This window comes from Hydrocarboniphaga effusa AP103, assembly GCF_000271305.1.
GTDB lineage: Bacteria > Pseudomonadota > Gammaproteobacteria > Nevskiales > Nevskiaceae > Hydrocarboniphaga > Hydrocarboniphaga effusa.
This window is the reverse complement of the sequence record NZ_AKGD01000001.1, coordinates 1,254,199-1,278,548: the sequence shown is the minus strand read 5'-3', so window position 1 is coordinate 1,278,548 and position 24,350 is coordinate 1,254,199. Positions and strand designations below refer to the sequence as shown.

General features: G+C 65.8%; 20 protein-coding genes. 5 read left to right on the top strand and 15 right to left on the bottom strand.

Features of this window, described 5'->3' with window-relative positions:
- The 5 genes from WQQ_RS05595 to mprF are packed head-to-tail and all read right to left on the bottom strand — an operon-like array spanning position 1 to position 5,189.
- Complete coding sequence (locus WQQ_RS05595) at positions 1–474, bottom strand: hypothetical protein (protein ID WP_007184114.1); 474 nt, start codon at positions 472–474, stop codon at positions 1–3.
- 22 nt (positions 475–496) lie between these two features.
- Entirely contained in the window at positions 497–643 is a 147-nt protein-coding gene (locus tag WQQ_RS23600; RefSeq protein WP_007184113.1) for a DUF3096 domain-containing protein, read from the bottom strand.
- A 45-nt stretch (positions 644–688) separates the two neighbouring features.
- Entirely contained in the window at positions 689–1,168 is a 480-nt protein-coding gene (locus tag WQQ_RS05590) for a DUF456 domain-containing protein (RefSeq protein WP_007184112.1), read from the bottom strand.
- The gene (locus tag WQQ_RS05585; RefSeq protein WP_157534519.1) at positions 1,168–2,574 is read right to left on the bottom strand and encodes a virulence factor family protein; all 1,407 of its coding nucleotides are present in this window, start codon (positions 2,572–2,574) and stop codon (positions 1,168–1,170) included. The genes WQQ_RS05590 and WQQ_RS05585 overlap by 1 nt, the downstream gene beginning before the upstream one ends.
- A gap of 50 nt (positions 2,575–2,624) precedes the next feature.
- Complete coding sequence (gene mprF, locus WQQ_RS05580; RefSeq protein WP_007184110.1) at positions 2,625–5,189, bottom strand: bifunctional lysylphosphatidylglycerol flippase/synthetase MprF; 2,565 nt, start codon at positions 5,187–5,189, stop codon at positions 2,625–2,627.
- Positions 5,190–5,444: 255 nt separating this feature from the next.
- Here mprF and WQQ_RS05575 point away from each other — a divergent pair, with 255 nt between their 5' ends.
- On the top strand, positions 5,445–6,074 hold the full coding sequence (locus WQQ_RS05575) for a TetR/AcrR family transcriptional regulator (RefSeq protein ID WP_050997577.1): 630 nt from the start codon (positions 5,445–5,447) through the stop codon (positions 6,072–6,074).
- Between the two features lie 27 nt (positions 6,075–6,101).
- Here the strand turns inward: WQQ_RS05575 and WQQ_RS05570 are convergent, their stop codons facing one another.
- Positions 6,102–7,292, bottom strand: coding sequence for a GGDEF domain-containing protein (locus WQQ_RS05570; RefSeq protein WP_040453062.1), 1,191 nt, complete (start codon positions 7,290–7,292; stop codon positions 6,102–6,104).
- Between the two features lie 425 nt (positions 7,293–7,717).
- On the opposite strand from WQQ_RS05570, the gene WQQ_RS05565 reads away from it, so the two are divergent.
- Positions 7,718–8,806 carry an acyl-CoA desaturase gene (locus WQQ_RS05565; RefSeq protein ID WP_202800611.1) on the top strand — a complete coding sequence of 363 codons (1,089 nt, stop codon included), beginning with the start codon at positions 7,718–7,720 and terminating at the stop codon, positions 8,804–8,806.
- 112 nt (positions 8,807–8,918) lie between these two features.
- On the opposite strand, the gene WQQ_RS05560 is transcribed toward WQQ_RS05565, so the two are convergent.
- Both WQQ_RS05560 and typA read right to left on the bottom strand, forming a co-directional pair.
- Positions 8,919–9,272 (bottom strand): hypothetical protein, encoded by a 354-nt coding sequence (locus WQQ_RS05560; RefSeq protein WP_007184106.1) that lies wholly within the window; start codon positions 9,270–9,272, stop codon positions 8,919–8,921.
- 160 nt (positions 9,273–9,432) lie between these two features.
- Positions 9,433–11,256 carry a translational GTPase TypA gene (gene typA / locus WQQ_RS05555; protein WP_007184105.1) on the bottom strand — a complete coding sequence of 608 codons (1,824 nt, stop codon included), beginning with the start codon at positions 11,254–11,256 and terminating at the stop codon, positions 9,433–9,435.
- A 431-nt stretch (positions 11,257–11,687) separates the two neighbouring features.
- Between typA and WQQ_RS05550 the strand changes: the two genes are divergently transcribed.
- Positions 11,688–12,887 (top strand): acetylornithine transaminase, encoded by a 1,200-nt coding sequence (locus WQQ_RS05550; RefSeq protein ID WP_007184104.1) that lies wholly within the window; start codon positions 11,688–11,690, stop codon positions 12,885–12,887.
- 106 nt (positions 12,888–12,993) lie between these two features.
- Entirely contained in the window at positions 12,994–14,997 is a 2,004-nt protein-coding gene (locus tag WQQ_RS05545) for an APC family permease (protein WP_007184103.1), read from the top strand.
- 6 nt (positions 14,998–15,003) lie between these two features.
- Here WQQ_RS05545 and WQQ_RS05540 read toward each other — a convergent pair whose 3' ends face one another.
- Positions 15,004–17,424: an amidohydrolase family protein gene (locus tag WQQ_RS05540; protein ID WP_007184102.1), complete on the bottom strand. Its 2,421-nt coding sequence runs from the start codon at positions 17,422–17,424 to the stop codon at positions 15,004–15,006.
- Positions 17,425–17,566: 142 nt separating this feature from the next.
- Positions 17,567–18,763, bottom strand: a complete 1,197-nt coding sequence (gene purT / locus WQQ_RS05535) for a formate-dependent phosphoribosylglycinamide formyltransferase (protein WP_007184100.1) — start codon at positions 18,761–18,763, stop codon at positions 17,567–17,569.
- 122 nt (positions 18,764–18,885) lie between these two features.
- On the opposite strand from purT, the gene WQQ_RS05530 reads away from it, so the two are divergent.
- Positions 18,886–19,359, top strand: coding sequence for a hypothetical protein (locus tag WQQ_RS05530; protein WP_007184099.1), 474 nt, complete (start codon positions 18,886–18,888; stop codon positions 19,357–19,359).
- A gap of 6 nt (positions 19,360–19,365) precedes the next feature.
- On the opposite strand, the gene mutM is transcribed toward WQQ_RS05530, so the two are convergent.
- From mutM to WQQ_RS05505, 5 genes are read right to left on the bottom strand one after another with little or no spacing between them, the layout of a single operon-like run.
- A complete protein-coding gene (gene mutM, locus WQQ_RS05525) occupies positions 19,366–20,184 on the bottom strand; it encodes a bifunctional DNA-formamidopyrimidine glycosylase/DNA-(apurinic or apyrimidinic site) lyase (RefSeq protein WP_007184098.1) in 819 nt (272 codons plus the stop codon).
- A complete protein-coding gene (locus WQQ_RS05520; RefSeq protein ID WP_007184097.1) occupies positions 20,184–21,074 on the bottom strand; it encodes a DUF4340 domain-containing protein in 891 nt (296 codons plus the stop codon). The genes mutM and WQQ_RS05520 overlap by 1 nt, the downstream gene beginning before the upstream one ends.
- 10 nt (positions 21,075–21,084) lie before the next feature.
- Positions 21,085–22,470 carry a GldG family protein gene (locus tag WQQ_RS05515; RefSeq protein ID WP_007184096.1) on the bottom strand — a complete coding sequence of 462 codons (1,386 nt, stop codon included), beginning with the start codon at positions 22,468–22,470 and terminating at the stop codon, positions 21,085–21,087.
- Between the two features lie 22 nt (positions 22,471–22,492).
- Entirely contained in the window at positions 22,493–23,236 is a 744-nt protein-coding gene (locus tag WQQ_RS05510; RefSeq protein ID WP_007184095.1) for an ABC transporter permease, read from the bottom strand.
- Between the two features lie 2 nt (positions 23,237–23,238).
- On the bottom strand, positions 23,239–24,177 hold the full coding sequence (locus WQQ_RS05505; RefSeq protein WP_007184094.1) for an ABC transporter ATP-binding protein: 939 nt from the start codon (positions 24,175–24,177) through the stop codon (positions 23,239–23,241).
- Positions 24,178–24,350: the final 173 nt, after the last annotated feature.

The following is a 24,350-nucleotide window of genomic DNA, read 5'->3' as shown; positions in this document are numbered from 1 at the left end:
TCAGGCGCCGGCCTGCAGCGGTTGTCCGGCGTTCGGTCCGGGCGTCTGCAAGAACGCCTCGGTGACGCGAAAGTCCAGCGTCACGATCGGCGCTTCACCGGGCCACAGCAGCGTCTCGGCGAGCGCGGCCGGCAGCCCGATGCCCTGCAGCTCGGCGACGAAACCGCGCCGGTAGGCGGCGATGATCGCCTCGTCTCCGGCCTGCAGGCGCCCGAGCCGCAGATCGCGGCTCTTGAGCTGCACCGTGCGATGCGTGCTCGGCTGCGAGAACACCACCGCCACGCCGCTGCCCGAGCGCAGGTCGTCGAGCACGCGCGCCGACTGCTCGGCGGCCAGGAACACGCTCACGTCGTCCTGCTCGACCCGGCAGCCGAGCGCGCGCACGAGGCTGCTGTTGAGCCGTGCATCGGCCGCCGAGACGATCACCGACACCTGGCCGCGCATGAAACGGCGCGTGTCCTCGTCGAGGATCATAGGCGTTTGCTCGGCTTGCGGATCAGAGCGTTCCGGGCGGCAGCAGGCCGATGACGCCGATCGCGATCAGGTAGATCGCCACCACGTAGTTGAGCAGCTTGGGCTGCACCAGGATCAGGATGCCCGCGATCAGCGAAATCACCGGCACGGCGTGGATGTGCAGCGTCATGGTCTTGCTCCTCGAATGGTGCGATCGAGTGTCTCAGAGTTTGGTTCAGACGAACCAGGCGAACGCGAAAGTACCGACCATCGCCAGCCCGAGCGCGAGCTTGGCGATGGTGCCGAGCAGCAGGCCGACCCAGGTCGCGAAGCCCGATGCGGCGGCCTGCTCCAGGCCGCGCCGCGCCCCGATCTCGCCGATCACCGCGCCGACGAACGGGCCGAGGATCAGCCCCGGCAGGCCGAAGAAGATGCCGACGACGCTGCCGATGGTCGCGCCGAGCACGGCCTTGGGGCTCGCGCCGACGCGCTTGGCGCCGAGGCTGCCGGCGACGAAATCGAGCGCCAGCCCGATCACGAGCATCACCGCGAGCACGCCGATCGTGAGCCCCGAGACGCGCTGGAACTGATCGCCCCAGGCCGCCAGCAGCAGACCGCCGAACACCATCGGCAAGCCCGGCAGTATCGGCAGCACCGCGCCGGCGAGGCCGCCGATCACGAGCAGCGTGGCGAACAGCCCGATCAGCAATTCCATCAGTGCCTGGCCTCGTTGTTCGGTTCGGCCGCCGCGGCTGGCGGGCTCAGCCCGTCGATCAGCGTGCCGGCCAGATTCTCGTAGTTGCCGTCGAAGTGATGGCTGCCCGGCAGTATCTGGATGCGGTAGTGCTTGGCATCGAGCTTGGGGCAGATGGCGGCCTCGTCGTCCGCTCCGCAGACGACCATGAAGCGATCCTGCCGGTCGGCGAGCTGGCGCACTTCGGGCCAGGTGGATTCGTCGCCCGAGGCGCCGGCCCAGGCACCGACATGGAATTCGAAGGCCGCGTGTTCGGACAGCGCCACCGCCCCGGTCAGCGCGATGCGATCGCGCGTCGCCGGCGGCAGGCGGTTCAGCGCGAACGGCAGCACGTCCGCGCCCTGCGAATAGCCCAGCAGCATGACACGCGGGCGGTTCCATTGATCGGCGTAGTGCGTGATCACGCGGTCGATATCGGCAGCAACGTTCTCGGGCGTGCGCGCGGTCCAGAAGTAGCGCAGCGAATCGAGCCCGACCACCGGAATGCCGTGCGCCGCGAGCGTGTCGGCGAGCTCCTCGTCGAGCCCGGCCCAGCCGCCGTCGCCGGACAGCAGGACCGCGAACAGATCGCGATGCTCGGCGCGGTGAGCGGTGGGTTCGATCTCGACGAGCGGCAGGTCGGGCAGGGCTTCGGAGCGCCGGTGCGGGGGCGACACGCTGGCCGCGAGCTTGCCGTAGGCGACGATCGCGGCGGCCGGAGCACTCGGCGCTCCGGCCCGGCGACGCACCGGATACTGCAGCTCGGTCATCGGCACGCGGGACAGAAAATTGCGCGCATCGCAGCTGCCGCTTTCGGGCGTGATGACGGCCGTGAACGGGGCGCGCAGGCGCGAGGTGCTCAGGAACTCCGAGCCCTTTACCGAGCCTCCCACGAGCGGTTTCTGCTGCAGCGAGGTGCCCTTGCAGAGCGGCGGATGCAGCGCGCTGCGCGGGCAGAAACCCACGCCGACGCCGCCGCCGAACTGCTTGGCCGGTGCCTGAGCGAGCACGCCGAACACCAGCGCGGCGCCTTCGTCGCTGCCGAACAGCAGCGGCGCGCGGTAATCGTCCTGATGCGTATAGGCCTGGACGAAGCGTCCGAGGTTGTCGAGATCGCCGTCGAGGAATTCGCAATTGTCCCCGTCCTCGGCGAGCTTCTTGAGCAGTGCGGGCGTATCGATGCCGGCGACCAGTGTCTGCCGCTGGCGCAGGGTTTCGGCGTAGACCGCGGTTTCCTTGTCCCAGCCGTCGCGGCCCGAGAACAGCAGCACGGTACTGCGCGCCGCCCCGTCCGGACGCAGCAGGCGCAGGTGCTCGAAGCGGCCGTGGTCGATGATCTCGATCTTCGGCGGCTCCTGTTGCGGCTCATTGGCATTGGCTCGTGCCAAGAGCGAAACCGAAAGGGCCAGCGCCCCGGCCAACCCGTGAGCGCCCAGCTTCATTTCCAGACCATTTCCTTGACCCCGCCGGCGATCAGCGCGCCGGTGTCGAGCATGACGCGCGGCAGCGCTAGGCCGCCCGGCGAGGCGAGGTAACGCGGACGCCAGACCGGCAGGTACTTTTCCTTGTACCGGCGCAGGCCGTCGAAGTTGTAGAACGACTCGCCGTAGCGATGCACGAGCAGGCCCATGCGATGCCAGAGCGGGGCGAGCGGATGGTGCTCGAGCCCGGACAGCGGGGCCATGCCGAGGTTGAACCAGCTGTAGCCGTTCTGCTGGCCCCAAAGCAGCAGCTCGACGAACAGATAATCCATCACGCCCTTCGGCGCATCGGCCCCGTAGCGCATGAGGTCCACCGACAGCTCTGCGCCGTCGCCGGACTTCCACAGGTTGGCGAATGCCACGATGTGGCCGTCACGCTGCGCGACCGCGCACGGGAAGTTTGCGAGGTAGCGGCGATCGAAGCGGCCGACCGAGAAACTCTTCTCGGCGGTGGATTTGTGACTGAGCCAGGCGCTCGAGATTTTTTCGAGCTCGTCCATGCGCGTGACCACTTCATCGGTGCCGATGACCGAAAAGCTCAGGCCTTCGCGCTGGCCCTTGCGCTGCGCGGTACGCAGTTCGGCGCGCGGCTTGCCTTCGAGCGAGAAAGCCTTCAGCGGCACACGTGCTTCTTCGCCGAGCTTGGACAGAGACAGCCCGAGGTCGAGATAAAGCGGCAGTTTTTCCGCAGTGGCCTGATAGAACACGCACCAGCCGCCGTGCTCGTCGCAGAGCTCGCGAAAGCGCCAGGCAAGTTCTGCATGCCGCGCCGGATTGCCGACCGGATCGCCGAGCGCGATCCACGAGCGGCCCGAGCGCCGGTACATGATGAAGGCGTCGCGCTGCTCCGAAAACAGAATTTGCTTGTCGCCGAGCAGTACCAGGTTCGGCAACGAGTCGCTGCCGGAACCGAGGCAGGCGCGGGCGGCCTGCAAGTCCTCGTCGCCGGGCGCCTCGGGTTCCGTATGGACACTGCCGAGCAGCGACCACAAGCCGTAGGCCGAGGCGATCACCACCGCGACGAGGCTCGCGCGCAGCATGCGCGGCGCATTCGCATCGAACGCGAACTGCCACCAGAGCTGATGCGCGTACTCCACCTTGCGAAACGCGACGAAGCCGAGCCAGATCGCGGCCGCGATCACGAGTGCGACGTTGAGCAGCCACAGCGGCGACAGCTTGGCTTCGGTCAGCGGGGCCTTGCGGTAGAAGCGCTCGTGCGAGAGCGCGAGCACCGCCATGATGATCGCGAGCAGGATCGCCTCCTCGAAGTCGACGCCCTTGAGCAGCGAGGCCGCGATACCCGCGCCGAGCAGCAGCAAGGTGAGCCACCAGGCCGCTTCCAGGCGTCGATAAAGCCCGCGTGCGAGGATCAGCAGGCCCACACCGAGTGCGCTGCCGGCGAGGTGCGAAGCCTCGATGACGCCGAGCGGCAGCGCTTCGGCGAGCCAGTCGATGCGTTGCCCGATCGCCGGCAGAGAACCCGAGAACAGCAGCACCGCGCCGGCCGCGAACACCGCGATCGCCAGTGCCTGGGGGACCACCGATTCGAGCGAACGGCGCAGCAGCGACGTTGCGCGCATCAGGGGCTTGCGCACCGCGTGCATCTCGCGCCAGCCGAGCAGCAGCAGGGCGATGATGAACGGGCCGATGTAGTAGACGAGCCGGAACAGCAGGATAGCGCCGAGCATCGGCGCCGGATTCGTCGTCGGCAGCAACAGCATCAGCGCCGATTCGAACACGCCGAGGCCGCCCGGCACGTTGCTGATCGCCCCGAGCGTGATCGCGATGACGTAGATACCCAGAAACGCCGGATAGCCGATCTCGACGCTGCCGGGCAGCAGCACGTAGAGCGCCGCGGCCGAGCAGGCGATGTCGAGCGTGCTGACTGCGAACTGCGAAAGCACCTGGGTCGGCCTGGGCGTCGGAATCTGCCAGTGGCGCAGGCGCAGCGGCTGATCGCGCAGGCTTGCGGCGAGCGCATAGCCGACCAGCGCGAGCGCGAGCAGCGCGCCGAGGCCCTGCGCCAGCGGCGCCGGAATGTGCAGCAGGCGCGCGGCGTCGGCGGGTTCGATCAGCAGCGAGCCGCTCAGCAAGGTGCCGGCGCCGATCAGGAAGGTCAGCGAGAACAGCCCCTGCACGACCGCGATGTCGGCCGCCGACAGTCCTTCGGCGCTGTAGGCGCGCAGGCGCACCGAGCCGCCCGAGACCGACGACAGGCCCAGCGAATGCGCGAGCGCGCAGGCGATGAACGAAATCGTCGCCACGCGCGGATAGGGCAGCGGCCTGCCGGCGATGTCCAGTGACAGCCGGTCGTACAGCGTCAGCGCGAAGTAGCTCGCCGCAGTCCAGCCGATGGCGGCGGCGATCTCGGCCGTGGTCAGCGTCCGCAGCGGCGTCCAGATGTCGCGCAGGTGCAGATGCCGCAGGCTGTCGTCGAGCACCCACAGCGCGGCGATGAAAACGCAAAGCGTGAGCAGGGCCGCGAGCAGGGCTCGCCGTTGGGCAGGTTCGATGCGGGGCATGGTGGGGAATTCTATTGAAGCGGCCGTCGAAAAGGTCGGAAAGCCCTTGAGGGAACACGCAGCTAGCCGTCCGGGCGTGCGGACTTGAAGCCGATGTTCGGCCGCCTGCTGCCGTCGGTCCGAAATCCGGCTGACGCCCGAATCGGCCTGCGCACTATCCAGGGCGATCGTTGCCGAAATGTTCTGCACGCCGCCGCGCCGGCTCTCAATGCGGCTCCGGCGGGCTCATCGCCTCATCAATGGAGCCCTCTGCACATGAATTCTCCTCTGCCCTATCCCGTTCCGAGCTTCCGCACGCTGGTCCCGGCGACCGCTCGTGGTGAAGCGACCCGCCGCAAGCTCATGGATGCGGCCATCGTCGAATTCGGCGCCCGCGGCTTCCACGCGGCCTCGGTGAGCTCGATCACGAGCCGCGCCGACGTCGGGCAAGGCACCTTCTATCTTTATTTCCACACCAAGGAAGAAATCTTCATCACGCTCGTGCGCGACATCGGCCGCAGTCTGCGGCTGCATGTGGCACGTGCGATGACCGGTGCAGAGAACCGCGCCCAGACCGAGCGCCGCGCGCTCGTCGCGCTGCTGAGCTTCATGCTCGACAACCCCGGCTACTACCGCATCGTGCAGGAATCGCAGTTCGTCGACGAAACCGTGTTCCGCGAGTACTACGAACGCTTCGCCAAGAGCTACGCCCAGGATCTCGGCGAAGCGATCAAGCGCGGCGAAGTGCGTCCGGGCGATTCCGAAACGCGCGCCTGGGCAATTCTCGGCATCAGCCAGTATCTGGGCATGCGCCACTGCCTCTGGGGCGGCGCCATGCCGCCGGACGCGGTCATCGATTCGGCGCTCGAAATGATCGAATCGGGCATCGCTCCCGTCACGGTCTGAGCGGTGTCGGTAAGCCGCCGCGGCGGCTTACCGAGGCCTGGCATCGTCGCTGCGCGGCGCTTTCGCAACCTCGCCTTGGCGGGGTTCGTAGGGACGTGAGATGCGGAAGTTGTGACCGATCACGACTCTGCCGATGGAGCCTGGAATCGAGCGGACCAGCGCCCGGTTTCCGGATTCGTGCTTGACCTGATACAGCGCCCGGTCGGCCAGCCTCAGCAGCTCGTCGAGGCGGGTCGCCCCATGCGGAACGCCGCTGCAGGCCCCGAGACTGATCTTGGGCTGGATGGCCGTGCCGACGGGTAGTCGCAGCGGCCGCGTCCCGACGCTCGTCACGAGTTCGCGGCCGAGCCGTCCGGCCTGCTCGATGTCGAGATCGAACCAGAAGATCACGAACTCGTCGCCGCCGAGGCGGGCGATGCAGTCGAGCGGACGCTGGGCGAACTGACGCAGCCCGTCGGCGACCAGCTGCAGCACGCTGTCGCCCACGTCATGCCCATGCAGGTCGTTGACGCTCTTGAATTTGTCGAGATCGAGAACGGCGACGGTGACCGCCCGTCGCTCGCGTTGCGCATAGCGCAGGCCGATCTCGGCGATGCGTTCGAGGGCTCGCCGGTTGGCTAGGCCGGTCAGCGGGTCGGCGAGCGCTTCAAGCGTGCTCAGGCGCTGCTGCTGGTCGAGCCGCCAGAGGCGCAGATTCGCTGGCACACCGATCAGTGCGCAAAGCCCGTCTGAGAGCAGCGTTTGCTGGATCGCCTGACCGGCGCCGTGCCGGATGTAGGCCAGGAACACATCCGCACCGAGCAGCAGGGCAGCGACCGCGAACAGATGGGCTGGGCGCAGGCGGGTGAGGGTGAAGGCACCGAATACGAAGGCGGTGAGCAGGTAGGACAGCGGATTGTAGCTGCGCTGGGCCCATTGGTCGGCCATGGCCAGCAGGCCGCAACCGACCACGAGCAGGGCGATCAGCGTGACGATGTCGTCCGGCGGGTTCCCGGTGCGGTTCGCCGCCATGCCTGCCGCGCAGCCCGGAATGACCATCACCAGGCCCACCGCCGAGCTCAGCGTCAGCGACAGGGCCACTTTGGCGTTCGAAACCCAAAGCTCGGTGATGCCGCCCAGCAGCAACAACAGGCCGACGCAGGCGAACAGGAAAGCGGTCGAGGTGGGGAGAGCCTTACCGCCACCCGGTCGGATCACGTCTTCTGAAAAGGCGGGCAAGCCCTTCGCCGACGGGGGGAATCCGTTCCCCAGATTCAACCGCTCGTTCATCCGGACTCCGGTCGAAGAGGGCCAGCCGGCTCGATCGTCAGTTTTCTGCAAGTGTCCCCCACCGTACTCTCAGCCATCCCCCAATCCCGTCGGCAATAGCCGAATCGCTTGTCAGGTCATCATTGTTGATTCCTATGAATCGAGCCTGATTCGTGTCGAACCCTTGGATACGGGCCAGACGCTGGCCGGTATGTCTTGATGGCGAATTCGGGACCACCTTGTCCTTGAGACTGCAAAAAGCGTTGCTAGAATGATCTGGCTGGTCATCCGCCAGCTGCCCACCGAGGCCTCTCAGGATTTCTGTTCCAATGTCTTCTTCCCCTGCTGCAAATGCTGGCGGCGCAAAACCTCCCTACAACTGGCCCGCTATCGTCATGTTCGGCCTGACCACGGGCCTCATGCTGACCGTGCTGCCCCTGTACGCCTGGCATCACGACTTCAGCGCTGCGGCCTGGGTCTGGTTTGCCGTGTTCCTGTATTTCAGCGGCCTGTCGATCACCGGCGGTTACCACCGGCTGTGGTCGCACAAGGCATATCAGGCGCACTGGGGTCTGCGTCTGTTCTACGCCGCGTTCGGCGCCCAGGCTCTGCAGAACAGCGTGCTGGTCTGGGCCTCGATGCATCGCGTGCATCACCGCGAAGTCGATCACGAGACGCTCGATCCGTATTCCTCACGCCGCGGGCTTTGGTATTCGCACATGGGCTGGATGCTGCGCGACGAACAGTCGCACAAGCTCGATTTCGGTAACGTACGCGACCTCGAAAAAGACCCGATCGTGGCCTTCCAGCACAAGCACTATCTCGGTGTCGCGCTGTTCATGAACATCGCCGTGCCGCTGCTGGCGGGCTGGGCGACGGGTGACCCCTGGGGAACGCTGGTGCTCGCGGGCCTGGTGCGCTTGGTCGTGAACCATCACTTCACGTTCCTGATCAACTCGCTGGCCCACTTCTGGGGACGCCAGCCATACACTACCGAAAACTCGGCGCGCGACAACGATTTCCTGGCCGTGCTGACCTACGGCGAGGGCTATCACAACTTCCACCACCTGTTTCAGTGGGACTATCGCAACGGTATCCGCTGGTGGCAGTGGGATCCGACCAAGTGGCTGATCGCCTCGATGTCCTGGCTCGGCCTGGCGAGCAACCTGCGCCGCACGCCGGAGTTCCAGATCCAGCGCGCCAAGCTGCAGCGCCACTTCGAGAAGGCGCGCGAGCGTCTGGCCAAGGCCGAATCGGGCGACCGCGTGGCCCACCTGCAATTGCTGCTCGAGCACGAACTGCAGAGTTTCTCGGCGACCTTGTCCGAGTGGGCGCGCCTGCAGCAGGAGAAGTTCGAGCATGCCAAGCAGCAGCTCACCGAGCACTGGGAAACCAGCGAAGTGCGCCGCCGCATCCAGCATCTCGAGGATTCGCTGCGCCAGCAGCAGAAGCGCGTGCGCCTGCTGAGTCTGCAGGTCGCCTGATCGACCTCACGCAGTCGGAAAAGCCGGGAATCTCGCGATTCCCGGCTTTTTTGTTGCTCGCCAAAAGAAAACCGCCGGTCTGAGCCCGGCGGTTTTTCATTGCCCCATGCGATCAGTGGTGGTGGTGGTGATCGTCCCAGTGCCTGTCGCGACGATAGTCGCGGTGGCCGCGATCGTAGCCGCGGTAGTAATAGTTGTCGCGAACGATCACGCGCGGCGGCGGGGCGTAGTACACGACCGTCGGGGGCGGGGGCGGCGCGTAATAGCGAACCGGCGGCGGCGCGTAGTAGTTGTTGTAATAGACGCGCTCGCGATAAACCGGCGGGCGATAGCTGTCGTAATAGACGACGCCGGGTGCTGGCAGGCCGATGCCGATCGACACGTTCGCGCCTGCGTTCGCGGTCCCGATACTGCCGACGCCGCAGGCGACGAGCGCCGATGCGGCCAGCCATTTGACGAATTTCATGTGACGCTCCGGGGGATGGTGCGGAGTCATCATGGATTCGTGCAATGAACCCGATCTGAACTGATCAAGGGTGCAAAATGCAGTCTCGATGTTGTCGAGTTTCAATAAAAACGCCCGGGTTTACCGGGCGTTTTGTCTCACATCGAGCGTCGGGGACGCCTTACGCGCGCTTGCGCTCGTGCTCCTTGAGGAACTTCTTGCGGATGCGGATGCTGGTCGGCGTCAGTTCGACGAGTTCGTCTTCGTTGATGAACTCGAGCGCCTGCTCGAGCGAGTGCTTGACCGGCGGCGTCAGGATCACGTTTTCGTCCGAGCCCGAAGCGCGCATATTCGTGAGCTTCTTGCCCTTGAGCACGTTGACGACCAGGTCGTTGTCGCGCGAGTGGATGCCGACGATCTGGCCTTCGTACACGTCGACGGCCGGGTCGACCATCATGCGGCCGCGCTCCTGCAGGTTGAACAGCGCATACGGCGCAGTCTTGCCCTGTTCGTTGGAGATCAGCACGCCGTTGTGGCGCTGGCCGATGTCGGCGTTGTCGGCCTTCGGACCGAAGTGGTCGAAGTTGTGGAACAGCAGGCCGGTGCCGGACGTCATCGACATGAATTCGGTCTGGAAGCCGATCAGGCCGCGCGACGGAATCATGTAGGACAGGCGCACGCGGCCTTTGCCGTCGACCACCATGTCGAGCATCTTGCCGCCACGCTCGGCCAGACCCTGGATGGTGCCGCCCTGGTTGGCTTCTTCTACGTCGGCGACCAGCGATTCGTAGGGCTCGCAGATTTCGCCGTCGATCTCCTTGAGGATGACCTGCGGACGCGAGACGGCGATCTCGAAGCCTTCGCGGCGCATGTTTTCGAGCAGGATGCCCAGATGCAGCAGGCCGCGGCCGGAGACGCGGAACTGGTCGGGGGAATCGCCCGGCTCGACGCGCAGGGCGACATTGGTCTGCAGCTCTTTCTGCAGGCGGTCGCCGATCTGGCGCGAAGTGACGAACTTGCCTTCCTTGCCCGCGAACGGCGACTTGTTGACCTCGAACACCATGCTCATGGTCGGCTCATCGACGGTCAGCGTCGGCAGCGCTTCGGGTTTCTTCGGATCGCAGATGGTCTCGGAGATGCCGAGTTCGGCGATGCCGGTGACGGCGATGATGTCGCCGGCTTCGGCCTCGGGAACTTCTACCTTGTCGAGGCCCATGAAGCCGAGGATCTGCAGCACGCGGCCCTGGCGCACTTCGCCGTTGCGGTTGACGACCGAGACCGGCGAGTTCGCCTTGATCTTGCCGCGGCTGATGCGGCCAGTGCCGATCACGCCGACATACGACGAGTAGGCCAGCGAGATGACCTGCATCTGGAACGGACCGTCGGCATCGACCTTCGGCGGGGCGACTTTGTCGACGATGGTCTGGAACAGCGGGTCCATGTTGCCTTCGCGCACCGAGCCGTCGAAGCCGGCGTAGCCGTTGAGGGCCGAGGCGTAGACGATCGGGAAGTCGAGCTGGGTGTCGGTGGCGCCGAGCTTGTCGAACAGGTCGAACACCTGATCGACGACCCAGTCCGGGCGCGCGCCCGGACGGTCGACCTTGTTGATGACGACGATCGGGTTCAGGCCCATCGCGAACGCCTTCTGCGTCACGAAGCGGGTCTGCGGCATCGGGCCGTCCTGCGCGTCGACCAGCAGGCAGACGCAGTCGACCATGCTCAGCACGCGCTCCACTTCGCCGCCGAAGTCGGCGTGGCCGGGGGTGTCGACGATGTTGATTCGGTAATCGACGCCCGAGCGCTTGTCGTGCCAGCGGATCGCCGTGTTTTTCGACAGGATGGTGATGCCGCGCTCACGTTCCAGGTCATTGCTGTCCATCACGCGCTCGCCGAGATTCTCGCGGGCGTCGAGGGTCTGGGACTGGCGCAGCAGCTTGTCGACAAGGGTGGTCTTGCCATGATCGACGTGGGCGATGATGGCGATGTTGCGAAGATTCTGAATCACGGTTTCAAAACTCAGGACGGAACGGGCCGGGCGAAAGCCGCGGTGGAATGTCTTGCTTGGGATGGGCAAGGAGCTGGCCGGATACGGTTAGATTCCCGGCGTGGGTGACGCGCAAAAAGCCAAGACACCCCAAAAAAAGATCGCGGATTCTACGCTGGTGTCGATGACGCGGATAGGGGCGAGGTGCTTCGTGCAGGCCGGCCCCGCAAATTTTTGTTGACCCACCGGGGGCGCTTGCCCAGAATTTTCGCATGTCCGCCTCTTTCCTTGCCCTCGTTCGCCGACGTCGCCCGGCTCCCGCCACGGGAAGCCGCCTTTGCGCGCGTCGACGACGAGAACGCTGCTGAACTACGCAGCGTTTCCATCGACGAGGCCACAGGCGACCCCTGTGGCCTTTTTGTTTCCGCTCGCTTTTTCGCAAGGATCGACACGTGAATTTCAACAGCAACCAGGCTTCAGACTTTTCCACCGACGCCCTCATGCACGTCGCCGAACGCCCGCCGCCGGTGTTCGTGCGCGGGCAGGGTTCCTGGCTGTGGGACCGCGAGGGCCGGCGCTACCTGGATTTCGTCCAGGGCTGGGCGGTCAATTCGCTCGGCCATAGTCCGGCGCTGATCGCCGAGACGCTCGCGGCGCAGGCCGCGACGCTGATCTCGCCCGGACCGGGCTACTGGAATGCCCCGAGCGCCCGGCTCGCGACGCAATTGGTCGCGCGGTCCAGCCTGGACCGCGTGTTCTTCGCGAGCAGCGGGGCCGAGGCCAACGAGGGCGCGATCAAGCTCGCGCGCAAGTTCGGGGCGCGGCATCGCAACGGGGCCTTCGAGATCATCAGCTTCGACCAGGGCTTCCACGGGCGCACGCTGGCGACGATGTCGGCCTCGGGCAAGCCGGGCTGGGAGGCGCTGTTCGCGCCGAAGGTGCCGGGCTTTCCAAAAGCGAAGCTCAACGACCTGACCTCGGTCGAGGCGCTGATCGGCGAGAAGACCGTCGCGGTGATGCTCGAGCCGATCCAGGGCGAAGCGGGCGTACGGCCGGCGAGCGATGAATTCCTGCGCGAACTCAGGACGCTCACGCGGCAGCGCGGCCTGCTGCTGATCTGTGATGAGGTGCAGACCGGCATGGGCCGCACGGGCCGGCTGTTCGCGCACGAGCATGCCGGCATCGAGCCGGATGTGATGACGCTCGGCAAGGGCATCGGCGGCGGCGTTCCGCTGGCCGCGCTGCTCGCGCGCGAGGAGGTCTGCTGCTTCGAGCCGGGTGATCAGGGCGGCACCTACAACGGCAATCCGCTGATGGCGGCGGTCGGCGAGGCGGTGCTCGGTGCAATCACCGCGCCCGGTTTTCTCGATGAGGTCATTGCCAAGGGCGAGCGGCTCGCGGCCGCGCTGGCGCGGTTGTCGGCCCGGCATGGGCTCGGCGAGGTGCGCGGACGCGGCCTGCTGCGGGCGCTCGACCTGGACGGCGACTTCGCGTTCGATCTCGTGCGCCGGGCACGCGAATCGGGCCTGCTGATCAACGCGCCGAGGCCGAACCTGCTGCGCCTGATGCCGGCGCTGACGGTCACGCCGGACGAGATCGACGAGCTGCTGAGCCGGCTCGACGCGCTGCTCGCGCAAGTCCGCGGCGGCTGACGCCGCCGGGGGACCGACTCCAGTCGCCCGTGCGGCGGCTGGAGTCGCAACGCGAAGTTTCCCTACACTGCTCGTCTTGCGCGACCGGGTGGACGAGCGAATCACGATGAGTGTCCTGCACAAAGCGACGCGGCTGGTCCTGGGGCGCAAGCTCGATCCGTTCGATCCCAGCACCCGGCACAGCATCGCCCTGGTCGCGATCCTGGCCTGGATCGGCCTCGGCGCCGACGGCTTGTCGTCCTCGTGCTACGGCCCCGAGGAAGCCTTTCTCGCGCTCGGCGTGCACACCGACATGGCGCTGTTCCTGGCGTTTGCGACGGCGGTGACGGTGTTCGTGATCGCCGCCTCGTACAACCAGGTCATCGACCTGTTTCCGTCGGGCGGTGGCGGCTACAAGGCGGCGACCAAGCTCATCGGTCCGCGCGCCGGGCTCATCAGCGGCTCGGCGCTGATCGTCGACTACGTGCTGACGATCGCGATCTCGGTGGCCAGCGGCACCGATGCGCTGTTCAGCCTGCTTCCGCAGTCGCTGCATGCGGCCAAGCTGCCGACCGAAGCGCTGCTGGTCTGCCTGCTTACGGTGCTGAACCTGCGCGGCATGAAGGAATCGATCCGCATCCTCGCCCCGATCTTTCTGGGCTTCGTGCTCACGCACGTGGCGCTGATCGTCTACGGCGTCTCTGCGCATGCGGACGGCATCGGCACGCTGTGGCCGCAGTCGGTCGCCGAGGCCGAGAAGCTCTCCGCGGAAAGCGGCTGGTTCTTCGTCGTCGCCTTGTTCCTGCGTGCCTACTCGATCGGCGGCGGCACCTACACCGGCATCGAGGCGGTTTCGAACAACGTCAACATGCTCGCCGAGCCGCGCGTGAAGACCGGCCACTGGACCATGTTCTACATGGCGTTCTCGCTCGCCTTCATGGCTGGCGGCATCATCCTGCTGTACCTGCTCTGGGACGCGCAGCACGTGCCGGGGCAGACGCTCAACGCGGTGACTTTCCGCGACATTCTCGGCAACGCCTTCGGCGATTCGCCGAGCACGCATGTGGCGCTCGGCGTGGTGCTGCTGTTCGAAGTGGGCTTGCTGCTGGTTGCCGCGAACACCGGTTTTCTCGGTGGCCCCGCGGTGCTCGCGAGCATGGCGTCCGATCGCTGGGTGCCGCGCCAGTTTCGCCAGCTGTCGAACCGCATGGTCACGCAGAACGGCGTGCTGCTGATGGGCTGCGGCGCGCTGCTGATCGTGCTTGCCACGCAAGGCAAGGTCGCGCTGCTGGTGGTGCTCTACAGCATCAACGTGTTCATCACGTTTACGCTGACCCTGTTCGGACTCACGCGGCACTGGTGGCAGCAGCGCCGCTACATCCTGGTCTGGAAGCGTCCGCTGTTGCTGTCGATGCTCGGCCTGCTCGTCACCGCGTTCATGCTCACCGTGATCCTGGTCGAAAAATTTCTGCTCGGCGGTTGGGTGACGCTGCTGATCACCGGTGCGGTCGCCGCCGTCTGCGTGGCGATTCGCCGGCACTACGACGAGGTCAAGCGCCTGCTCGCGCGTGTCGACCAACTGGCTCCGCGCGCGACCTGGCTCGACGATCAACCGCCGCCTTGCGACAAGAACGCAGCCACCGCGATCGTGCTCGTCGGCGCCAATCGCGGAGCGGGTTACCGCACGGTGGAATGGGTGCGCTCGATGTTCCCCGGGCTTTACAAGAACTTCGTGTTCGTCGCCGTCGGCGAAGTCGATCGCGATGCCTTCGACAGCGAACGCTCGCTCGAAGCAATGCGTGCGCGCTTGCAGAATTCGCTCGCCTACTTCGTCGGCTACTGCGCGAGCCAGGGCCTGGCCGCGACTTCGTACGAAGGCTACGGCGCCGATCCGCAGGGCGAGCTCGTCAGCCTGATCGACCAGGTGTTCGACGATTATCCGAACAGCGTCTGCTTCGCGAGCCGCATCGTCTTCCGCAAGGAAAACCTGTTCACTTCACTGCTGCACAACCAGATGCCGATCGCCGTGCAGCGTCGCCTGCACGAGCAGAATCGCAAGATGATCATCGTGCCCGTGAAGATCGAAGAAGACGACACGCCGTCGAACACCACGCGCGTGCCGGTTCACTGAGCGCGCCTACTGCTTCCAGGCTTCGGTGGCCTCCCACAGGCGCAGATAAACCTCGGCCGACGAGAACAGCTCGCGCAGTGCCTGATCGACCTGAGCGGGCGTGCGATCGTCGGTGTGCAATTGCATGTCGGCGATCTGGTCGGGATACATCCCGTAATGCGAGACGCCACGGCCATCGTAGAGATCGAACACATGATCGCCGGTGACCTGGCGATCGAAGCGCACGCGGCCGTCCACCGAGGTGAACGGATACAAGGGCGTATCGGCTGCGCCGCTGTTGCCCGGTAACGAGGCGATGCCGTTGACGTCGGTCGCCAGGCCCGTGCCGACCACGCCGGCGACGCGATGCCGGGCCGGTCGATCCTCGACCTTGATCAGGCGGTCGACCCAGCCGCTGCGCGAGCTCGCGAAGCGGCCGATCATGCCGCCACTCGCCGCCAGGCGATCGAGCAGCTGCTCCGAATACAGCCAGTCGTGGCTGCTGATCAGGCCCGGATAGCCGTTGTTTTCGGCGAGTTCGAGGATGCGGTCGATCACGCCGAGGCTGCTGTGGTCGACTTCGATGAACATGCGCCGACGCATGAGTTCCTGTACGAAGAACTGGCCGAGCTCGGTGATGCCGCGCTTGTTGCAGAGCCCGTGTTCGGAGCTCGGTGCGAGCGGCGGAATCGGCATCGCCTGGCTGAGCTGGCCGTTGATGTATTCGAGCTGGCGCAGCAGCTGGTCGATGATGCCGAGCGGATTCGCGCTGTCGGGGCGAGTGGCGGAATCGTCGCCGAAGCTTTCGGGGCAGGCTTCGAATTCGATCGGATGTCCGGTCTCGGCGACATTGCCCGCGTACAGAATGGTGCCGATGCCGAGCGCCTCGTCGGGCACCACGCCACCGAAGGCGTTATCGAACTTGTGGATCGGAAAGATGTGCCGGATGCCGGCCGCGTAAGCCGCATCGAGCCGCTCGACGATCTGCTCGCGCGTGCATTCGGGCACGTCGAGAAACTCGCCGCAATCGAAGATCTTGGAGATCTCGATGCCTTGCACCACCGCGAGCTTGCCGCTCTCGATCACGCGGCGCGCGTCGGCCGGCGACGTCACGATGCGGAACCAGCCCTTGCCCGGCCCGCCGTTCTGCGCATCGATGTAATCCTGCATCTCGCGCAGGCGCTGGGCCTGCAGGCGCCAGTTCACCTCGAAGTGGCAGTCGTTCTGCTTCTGCGGGTTGAGCTGGCACAGGATTTCGTTGCCCGTGTAGTGATTCACGAGCAGGCGCAAGCCGCCGAGGTAGCTGCGCTCGATCCATTTGTAATAGCTCTGGTGATGCTGCAGCGAGTCGTGGCGCGGCCAGAAATTGAAGCTCGGCCAGCCCTTGGTTTCGTGCACGGGATTGAAGCCCGAGGTCACCGTCTCGACGATGCCGAGAATGCCCTGCGGGCCGTGGTTGACCTCGCAGTCGTCGAGCGCGTGATCGACGCCGAACTTGTGGAACGGATCGCCGTAGTTCACGCGTCCGCCGATGAATTCATACGCGGTGATGTGCGAATGCCCGTCGACGTAGCCGTACAGATCGTGCGCGCCGATCTGCGAAGCGCCCGCGCTTTTCGCGAACAGCGGCACGTCGCGCAGATAGATCGCAGGCCCGCGCTTGTCGATGAGCTGCGCATTGGTGTCGACTTCGGGATACGCGGCGCAGCCCTGCGTGGGCGCGAGCTTGAATTCGGTGTCGATGCCGGCCGTCGTCGCGCTCGTGAGCGCGAGAATGCCGTGCGAGGCCGCGAGTCGCTGCCCGGTGATCGCCGAAGTCAGGCTGAAGCGCCTGTTCGAGGCCGGCAGCAGATTCCACACCGCGAGATCGTTGGCCTCGTTCACCATCGCCAGGCTCGGATCGATGTCGATTCCACCGATTCCACCACCGACTCCGCCGATCACTTCGCCGCCTTCGCGAATGATGCCGCCGCCCGGTGCGAGCGGATCGAGCACGATGGCGGTGATATCGCCGACGCCCGCGATCAGGTTGCCGACTTCGCCGATGAAATTGCCGGCGGCATCGAGGAATTCACCGCCCGGATCGCGAATGCCGAGCAGCGATTTGCTGCCACGCTCGCCCGCCGCGCGTCGATAGCCCGACATCAGCAGGTACGAACCGAGCGCGGTCGGGCGCATGGTGAACGCGACGGCTTTCGACGCATCGTCGCTCAGCGTGTAGTCCGCGCCCGAGGCATCGAGCGCGACGTAGCCCGAATCCGATTGCAGCGTGTAGCAGCCGTTGGCGAACGAGTAGATCGTCTGCTCGCCGGAAGGCCCGCTCGGATCGTCGGGCCCGTCGCCCGGGACGACGCCCGATGGCCCGTGCGCCTCGCAGGCCGCGAGCAGGCCCGAGAGAAAAATCATCACGCACAGCGCCGCTGCGGTTCGTGCAAACCGTCGTTTCATGCCGCGTTCTCCTCATGGTCCGCATCTGGGGCGCGGACTTTGGAGGCAAGCGTAGTTTCTGCGGCAGGGCGGTGACGAGCGTAAAACCAGCCCAACGCGATGATGCTGACGCGTCGAGCTGCTCGATCGAATCAATCGCGGGCTAGTCGACCACGCGCACACAGGCAGCCGAGCGGCGCGCCTTGGCGCGGGCTTCATCGATGCTCGCCGCGAGTGCGAGCGCGACGCCCATGCGGCGACGACCGACGATCTCGGGCTTGCCGAACAGGCGCAGCTGCGTGTCGGGCTCGGCGAGGGCTTCGGCCGCACCGGCGAAGCGCGGGGCCTTGCGATCGCCTTCGAGCAGGATCGCGGTCGATGCGGCCGCACCGCGCTGCGCGATGTTCGGAATCGGCAGGCCGAGGATCGCGCGTGCATGTAGTGCGAACTCCGACAGATCCTGCGAGATCAGCGTGATCAGGCCGGTGTCGTGCGGGCGCGGCGACACTTCGCTGAAGATCACCTCGTCGCCCTTGACGAACAGTTCCACGCCGAACAGGCCGCGCCCGCCGAGATTGGCGGTGATGCTTTCGGAAATCTGCTGGGCTTTCTGCAGCGCCGCGTTCGACATCGGATGCGGCTGCCAGCTTTCACGGTAGTCGCCGTCGATCTGCAGATGGCCTATCGGCGCGCAGAACGAGGTCTTGATGCCGCCCGCGCCGTCGTCGTGGCGCACGGTCAGCAAGGTGATCTCGTAATCGAAGTCGATGAAGCCTTCGACGATCACGCGACCCGCGCCGGCACGTCCACCGGCCTGCGCGTAATCCCAGGCCTTCTGCGCATCGGCCGGCGTCTTGACGACGGACTGGCCCTTGCCCGACGAGGACATCAGCGGCTTGACCACGCAAGGCGTGCCGAGCGCCTTGATCGCCTCGTGATACTCGGCCTCGTTGTCGGCGAAGCGATACGGCGAGGTCGGCAGGCCGAGCGTTTCGGCGGCGAGGCGTCGGATGCCTTCGCGATCCATCGTCAGCCGCGCCGCGCGCGCGGTCGGAATCACCGTATAGCCCTCGGCATCGAGCGCCTGCAGCGTCGGCGTATGGATGGCCTCGATCTCGGGAACGATCAGATGCGGTTTTTCGAGCTCGACGATGCGACGCAGCTCGTCGCCATCGAGCATGCGCAGCACGTGATGGCGATGCGCGACCTGCATCGCGGGCGCATCGGCATAGCGATCGCAGGCGATCGTCTCGACGCCGAGGCGCTGCAGTTCGATGACGACTTCCTTGCCGAGTTCGCCCGAGCCGAGCAGGAGTACGCGGGTAGCGCCGGGGGACAGCGGAGTGCCGAAGGTCGTCATTTGCATTTCTGTGTGGGGCGAAACGACCGCAATTATGCAGCCAAGCCCATTTTGAATTCAGTCACGAGCCGGTCCGGCATCTCTACGGTAAGAAGCCGTCCTGATGTCGAAGGAGGTGTCGCATGCTGGTTCAGCAAAGCCAGCAGCGACTGTGGCCTGGGGGAGCTGCGTCGCTGCTCGTATGCATCACCGTGCTCGCGCTGCTTGTGCTCGTCATCGGCGGCCTGAGCGGGCTACGCCAGCAAACGGCCGGCTCTTCCGTCGCCATCGCGGCCTTGGCGGAGGGGCACCCCGTGAGCCTGCTGGAGGCCGATTCCCCGCGGGCACGTTCGCTCGGGTCGAAAGCAGTGCCGGTGGTGTTGCCGGACCAAAGCCAGGCCGAGCTGCTCGTCGATCGTGACGGCTTGCCGCGAGCGCTGGTGTTCGAATCATCGAATGTGCTGGCCGGTGCGCGCGAGCGTGCCTTGCAGGCCGGAGCGGTGATTGCCGATGACGACAGTTTGGTGATGCAGGCGATCACGAAAGAAGGGCAAGCGCTTCACTTCGTCGTCAAGCCGAACGGCGATGCGTTCGTCTCGGCCCCGCAGGCTCGTTAGGGCAATCTACTTCTGGCAGTTGGGGCAGAAAAAGCTCGACCGCTGCCCGATCACGAGCTTGCGGATGGGCTTGGCGCAGACGCGACAGGCTTCGCCATCGCGTCCATAGACATCGAGCACTTGCTGAAAGTAACCCGGCGCTCCATCGGCTCCCGCGTAATCGCGCAAGGTGGTGCCGCCTTGTTCGATCGCGGCTGCGAGCACTTCGCGAATCGCGACGGCGAGCCGGTCGTAGCGCGGACGGCTGACGTCGCTGGCGGCGCGCGTGGGCCTGATGCCCGCGCGAAACAGCGATTCGGCCGCGTAGATATTGCCCGCGCCGACCACGACGCCGCCGTCCATGATGAAACTCTTGACCGCCGTTTTTCGTCCGCGCGACAGCGTGTGCAGATACTCGCCGTTGAACTCGTCGGAAAACGGTTCCGGGCCCATGGTCGCGAGCAGCGGATGCAGCGGCTCGCCCGAGTGCCACAGCAGCATCGCGCCGAAGCGGCGCGGATCGTTGAAGCGCAGCAGCGTGCCGTCGTCGAGCTCGACATCGACGTGATCGTGCTTGAGCAGGGCGTGCCCGCTGCGCAGCACGAACAAGCGGCCCGACATGCCCAGATGCACGAGCAGGCGATCGCCATTGTCGAGGACGAGTTGCAAATATTTTCCGCGGCGCTCGGTAGCGACGATCCGTCGTCCGATCAGCTTGTCGACGAAGTCTTCGGCGATGGGCCAGCGCAGGCGCTTCTCGCGCACGACCACGCGCTCGATGCGGCGGCCGAGCACATGCGGCTCGACTCCGCGACGAACCGTTTCGACTTCGGGCAACTCGGGCATCAGGGCTCTGGCGTCGGCGCGCCGGTTTCGCCGGCGGGCTTGGCTTCGCCGGGTTTGGGCAGCTCGAGCATCTTGCCGACTTCGTTCTTGTCGATCGTGTAGCGCACGTTCAAGTCCGGACGCGACAGGACGAACTGCGGAGTGCGCGCGGTGACGATGAAGTTGAGCGTGCGGCCGTCCGCGAGCGTCACTGCCACGGCTTCGCCCTGCGAGCCCTGCGCGAGTTCGGCGCCGTTCCACATGGCCTTGCTGGCGTTCCAGGCATCGACGACGGTCTGCAGATCGATCGGCTTGGCCTGCGGGTTTTCGGGCGAAGCCCATTCGCCGGCCGCGTTCTTTTCGATCGTCAGGCCCGGCAGCGCGAGCCTGGTGATCTGCGCCCCGAGCGGCACGATGCTCTTCGACAGCAAGTCGCTGTAATCCTTGTCGAGCGCGGCGCTCGAAGGATTGTCGATCAGCGCCACCTTGTCGCCGTCGACGCGCACGTAGCGCCGGTAGCGGATCGGCTCGTCGCCGCCGAAGTCCAGCGTCTGGTCGTTGAGCGTGATGCGAAACGCGGGCGGATCGAGACCGAGCGACTTGTAGTCGAGATCGCTGTCGCCGAGTTCGTACTGGCGCTTGGTGTCGGCCAGGCCGACCAGCGCGCTGACTTCGAAGCTGTCGGTATCGGCCTGCACCGGCGCGACCAGTTTCCACTCGCCATCTTTCTTCTCGAGCTTGATCGCGGGCGCATCCGGATGCTCGATGCTGATGCGGCTGACCGCGTTCGGCGCGAGCGACGTCAGCGGGCCGCTGGACTTGTCGTCGTCCTTGTTGCCGCTGGTCCACACCGCGACGCCGAGGCCGATCGCGATCAGCAGCAAGCCGCCGTTGAGTATCGTGCGATTCATGCGCGGCCTTTCAGCGGCGACGACGCGAGAGCCAGCGGCCGATGCCGATGCCGAGCAGCAACAAGGGCAGGGCGATGACGAAGCCGATCGCGATCAGCGCGAGCGCCCAATCGGGCAGGAACAGATTGACGTCGGGCGCTTTCGGCACGTCGATGTTGAGCTGGTTGTCGCGCGCCGCGAGCCACTGGATCACGTTGAGCCCCAGCTGCTGGTTGCCGAGCTGCGCGACATAGGCGTTGGAGAGGAAATCGGCGTCGCCGATCGCGACGACGCGCTGCTGCGGCTTGGGCGGCGCGGGCTGATCGGGGCTTGTCGGAGCCGGCGGCGCTTCCGCACCCGGACGATCGCGCGTGAGCGTCATGCCGATGTTGAGCGGGCCGGGCACGTCGCCCTTTTCGGGTTCGAGCTGCACCGGGCCGCCATCGATCGAGCCGGTTTCGAGCCAGGCAGTTTCCGAAGACGTCAGCATCGGTTGCGGCGTCCAGCCGGCCGTGGTCTTCGCGGTCAGCGAGCGCACGAGCGGGAACAGCGTGACCTGCTGCAGGCCGGCGGTGACCGCCGACGGCGGATAGTCGAGCGCCGCGTAAATGCCCGGATGACCGGTGCCGATCGCCTCGTATTCGGGGAACACCGCGTAGCCGTTCTGCCAGGCGATGCCGAGCGCATCGGCCACCGGCTGCAGGCCCGGCGCATTGTCCGGATCGGCGAGCCAGAGCAGGTTGCCGCCCTTCTCGACGTAGTCCTGCACGAGCTTGATTTCGCCTTCGAGCAGCGCGCTCTTGGGGCTCGCGATCACCAGCACCGAGGTGTTGTCCGGAATCTTCGGCGTCTTGACCAGATTCAGCGGCTGGACCTTGAGACCCTTGGATTGCAGCGTCTGCGCGAACTGCGAGATCGCCTCATTGCCACCGTCCTGCGTCGAACGCTCGCCGTGGCCTTCGAGGAACACGATCCAGCTTTCGCCTGTGTACGAGAGCCGCTGCAGCGCCGTGGTGATGGCCTGCTCGGAGAGCCCACGCAGGTTCTCGCGGCGGCCCTGGTATTCGAGCACCACTTCGCCGGCCGACTGGATGTTGTACTCGCGCACCTTCTGCGGCTGGCTCGACGGATCGATGAAGTCGATCGCGATGTCCGGCTTCACGCGCTTGTAGCGCTCGACGAAGGCGGTGATCGCCTCGCGCTCTTCGGCGCCCGGATACGTGAAGGCGACGAACTTGAGCGGCTCCTTCATCGATTCGAGCTGCGTGCGGCTCGCCTGCGTGAGCGTGTTGCGCTTGCCGGCGGTCCAGTCCCAATGCACGTCGTAGCGCACCGACAGCACGCCGATGAGCACCAGCACCGCGATGAACAGCACGCCGCTGACGACCTGCTGCAGATAGAGTTTTTTCTTGTTCATGATCGGGTCTATTCGCCTTCGCTCAATTGCGTTCCATGTCGAGCCGCTGCACGGTCAGCCACAGGAACAGCGCGGTGAACAGCAGGTAGTAGACGACGTCGGACGAGGTGAACAGGCCGCTGATGAGATCCTGGTAATGGCTGATCAGCGACAGGTATTCGAAGACGTCCTTGAGGCCGTTGTCGTACTGCGCGGGCATCTTGAGCAGCCAGACCAGCAGCAGCAGGCCGAAGCTGCCGATCGCGGCGATCGTCGGCTCGCGCGTGAGCGAGGAGATGAAAATGCCCGCCGCGCCGAAGGACATCGTGATCAGGAACAGGCCGAGCAGACCGGCCGCGAGACGGCCGAGGTCGAGATGCACGGCCGGCAGCAGCGCGGCCGGCATCAGCGCGAGCAGCAGCACCATCGCGGCGACGAAGCCGAGCAGGCCCAGGAACTTGCCGAGCACGATGTCGACGAGTGAAACCGGCGCCGAGAACAGCAAGGTCAGCGTGTTGCCTTTGCGCTCTTCGGAGAACAGCCGCATGGTCATCAGCGGCATCACCAGCAGCAGCACGATGGTCGCGGTGCCGTAAAGCCCGCCGCCGATGTAGTCCGAAACACCGGTGAACTGATCGGCCATTTCATAGTTGCGCAGGTACTGCATGAGCATGCCGATGAACACGTAGCCGAAAATCACTTGGCTCACGGCGAGCACGGCCCAGGCGAGCGGCGAGACGAAGATGCGGCGCACTTCGTGGCGCGCGATGACGAGGATGTTGCTCATGCTTATGCGGCCTCTCTGAGCGTGGCTTCACCGGAGGTGAGTTCGACGAAGATCTCTTCGAGCGTACGCGTTTCCAGCCTCAATTCGCGCAAGCCCCAGCCGCCATGCACGGAGGCTTCGACCACCGCGTCGCGCGCATCGGCGCCATCGGCGAGTTCGATCAGGAAGCGGCCTGCGGGGCCCGCGTCGACCTTGTTCACGCCGGGCAGGTTTTGCAGCGCATCGATCTGCGGCGGATGGGCGAACACCACCACGAGCCCGCTCTTGCCCAGATGCGCGTCGATGGTCGCGTCGTACACCGAGCGGCCCTTGTTGATGATCATCACGCGATCGCAGACGGCCTGGATCTCGGGAAGGATGTGGCTCGACAGGATCACGCTGTGCTGGTTGCCGAGTTCACCGATCAGGTTGCGGATCTCGCGAATCTGGATCGGATCGAGGCCCACGGTCGGCTCGTCGAGAATGATCACGTCGGGTCGATGGATGATCGCCTGCGCCAGCCCGACGCGCTGCTGATAGCCCTTCGACAGGTTGCCGATCAGGCGCGAGCTGACCTGGGTGAGCCCGCAATCGCGCTTGGCCGTCGTCACCGCCGCCGAGCGCTCCTTGCGCGGTACGCCATGCAGGCCTGCGCAGTAGCTCAGGTATTCGTCGACCGTGAGTTCGGGATAGACCGGCGGCTGCTCGGGCAGGTACCCCAAGTGCCGCTTGGCCGCCTGCGCGTCCGCACGCAGGTTCTTGCCCTTGATCAGCACCTCGCCGCTGGTGGGCGACAGGTTGCCGGTGAGCATCTTCATGCTCGTCGACTTGCCGGCTCCGTTGGGACCGAGCAGGCCGAGCACCTCGCCTTTTTTGAGCGTGAGATCGAGGCCGGAAACCGCGACATTGGGGCCGTAACGGCGCGTCAGTGCGCGCGCTTCGATGAGCGTTTCGCTATCCATGTGGTCGATGTGTTCTTGTATGAATGGGGTCGCAGCAAAAGCGGGCCTTACGACCGCGGCTTTCGTCGCCGGGTTCCGCGGTGATCGCGGATTGTAAGGGCCGCGTCCGGGCCGGCAAGCTGAATCGTCGTCCCGGCACGTTTAGACTGGCGCCGCCAAGCCGACGCACTGCG

What these genes read in the sequence shown, in the direction of transcription:
- WQQ_RS05595 (WP_007184114.1), bottom strand. Translation starts at nt 474, where the DNA reads ATGATCCTCGACGAGGACACGCGCCGTTTCATGCGCGGCCAGGTGTCG.
- WQQ_RS23600 (WP_007184113.1), bottom strand. Translation starts at nt 643, where the DNA reads ATGACGCTGCACATCCACGCCGTGCCGGTGATTTCGCTGATCGCGGGC.
- WQQ_RS05590 (WP_007184112.1), bottom strand. Translation starts at nt 1,168, where the DNA reads ATGGAATTGCTGATCGGGCTGTTCGCCACGCTGCTCGTGATCGGCGGC.
- mprF (WP_007184110.1), bottom strand. Translation starts at nt 5,189, where the DNA reads ATGCCCCGCATCGAACCTGCCCAACGGCGAGCCCTGCTCGCGGCCCTG.
- WQQ_RS05575 (WP_050997577.1), top strand. Translation starts at nt 5,445, where the DNA reads ATGAATTCTCCTCTGCCCTATCCCGTTCCGAGCTTCCGCACGCTGGTC.
- WQQ_RS05565 (WP_202800611.1), top strand. Translation starts at nt 7,718, where the DNA reads ATGTTCGGCCTGACCACGGGCCTCATGCTGACCGTGCTGCCCCTGTAC.
- WQQ_RS05560 (WP_007184106.1), bottom strand. Translation starts at nt 9,272, where the DNA reads ATGAAATTCGTCAAATGGCTGGCCGCATCGGCGCTCGTCGCCTGCGGC.
- WQQ_RS05545 (WP_007184103.1), top strand. Translation starts at nt 12,994, where the DNA reads ATGAGTGTCCTGCACAAAGCGACGCGGCTGGTCCTGGGGCGCAAGCTC.
- WQQ_RS05540 (WP_007184102.1), bottom strand. Translation starts at nt 17,424, where the DNA reads ATGAAACGACGGTTTGCACGAACCGCAGCGGCGCTGTGCGTGATGATT.
- purT (WP_007184100.1), bottom strand. Translation starts at nt 18,763, where the DNA reads ATGACGACCTTCGGCACTCCGCTGTCCCCCGGCGCTACCCGCGTACTC.
- WQQ_RS05530 (WP_007184099.1), top strand. Translation starts at nt 18,886, where the DNA reads ATGCTGGTTCAGCAAAGCCAGCAGCGACTGTGGCCTGGGGGAGCTGCG.
- mutM (WP_007184098.1), bottom strand. Translation starts at nt 20,184, where the DNA reads ATGCCCGAGTTGCCCGAAGTCGAAACGGTTCGTCGCGGAGTCGAGCCG.
- WQQ_RS05520 (WP_007184097.1), bottom strand. Translation starts at nt 21,074, where the DNA reads ATGAATCGCACGATACTCAACGGCGGCTTGCTGCTGATCGCGATCGGC.
- WQQ_RS05515 (WP_007184096.1), bottom strand. Translation starts at nt 22,470, where the DNA reads ATGAACAAGAAAAAACTCTATCTGCAGCAGGTCGTCAGCGGCGTGCTG.
- WQQ_RS05510 (WP_007184095.1), bottom strand. Translation starts at nt 23,236, where the DNA reads ATGAGCAACATCCTCGTCATCGCGCGCCACGAAGTGCGCCGCATCTTC.
- WQQ_RS05505 (WP_007184094.1), bottom strand. Translation starts at nt 24,177, where the DNA reads ATGGATAGCGAAACGCTCATCGAAGCGCGCGCACTGACGCGCCGTTAC.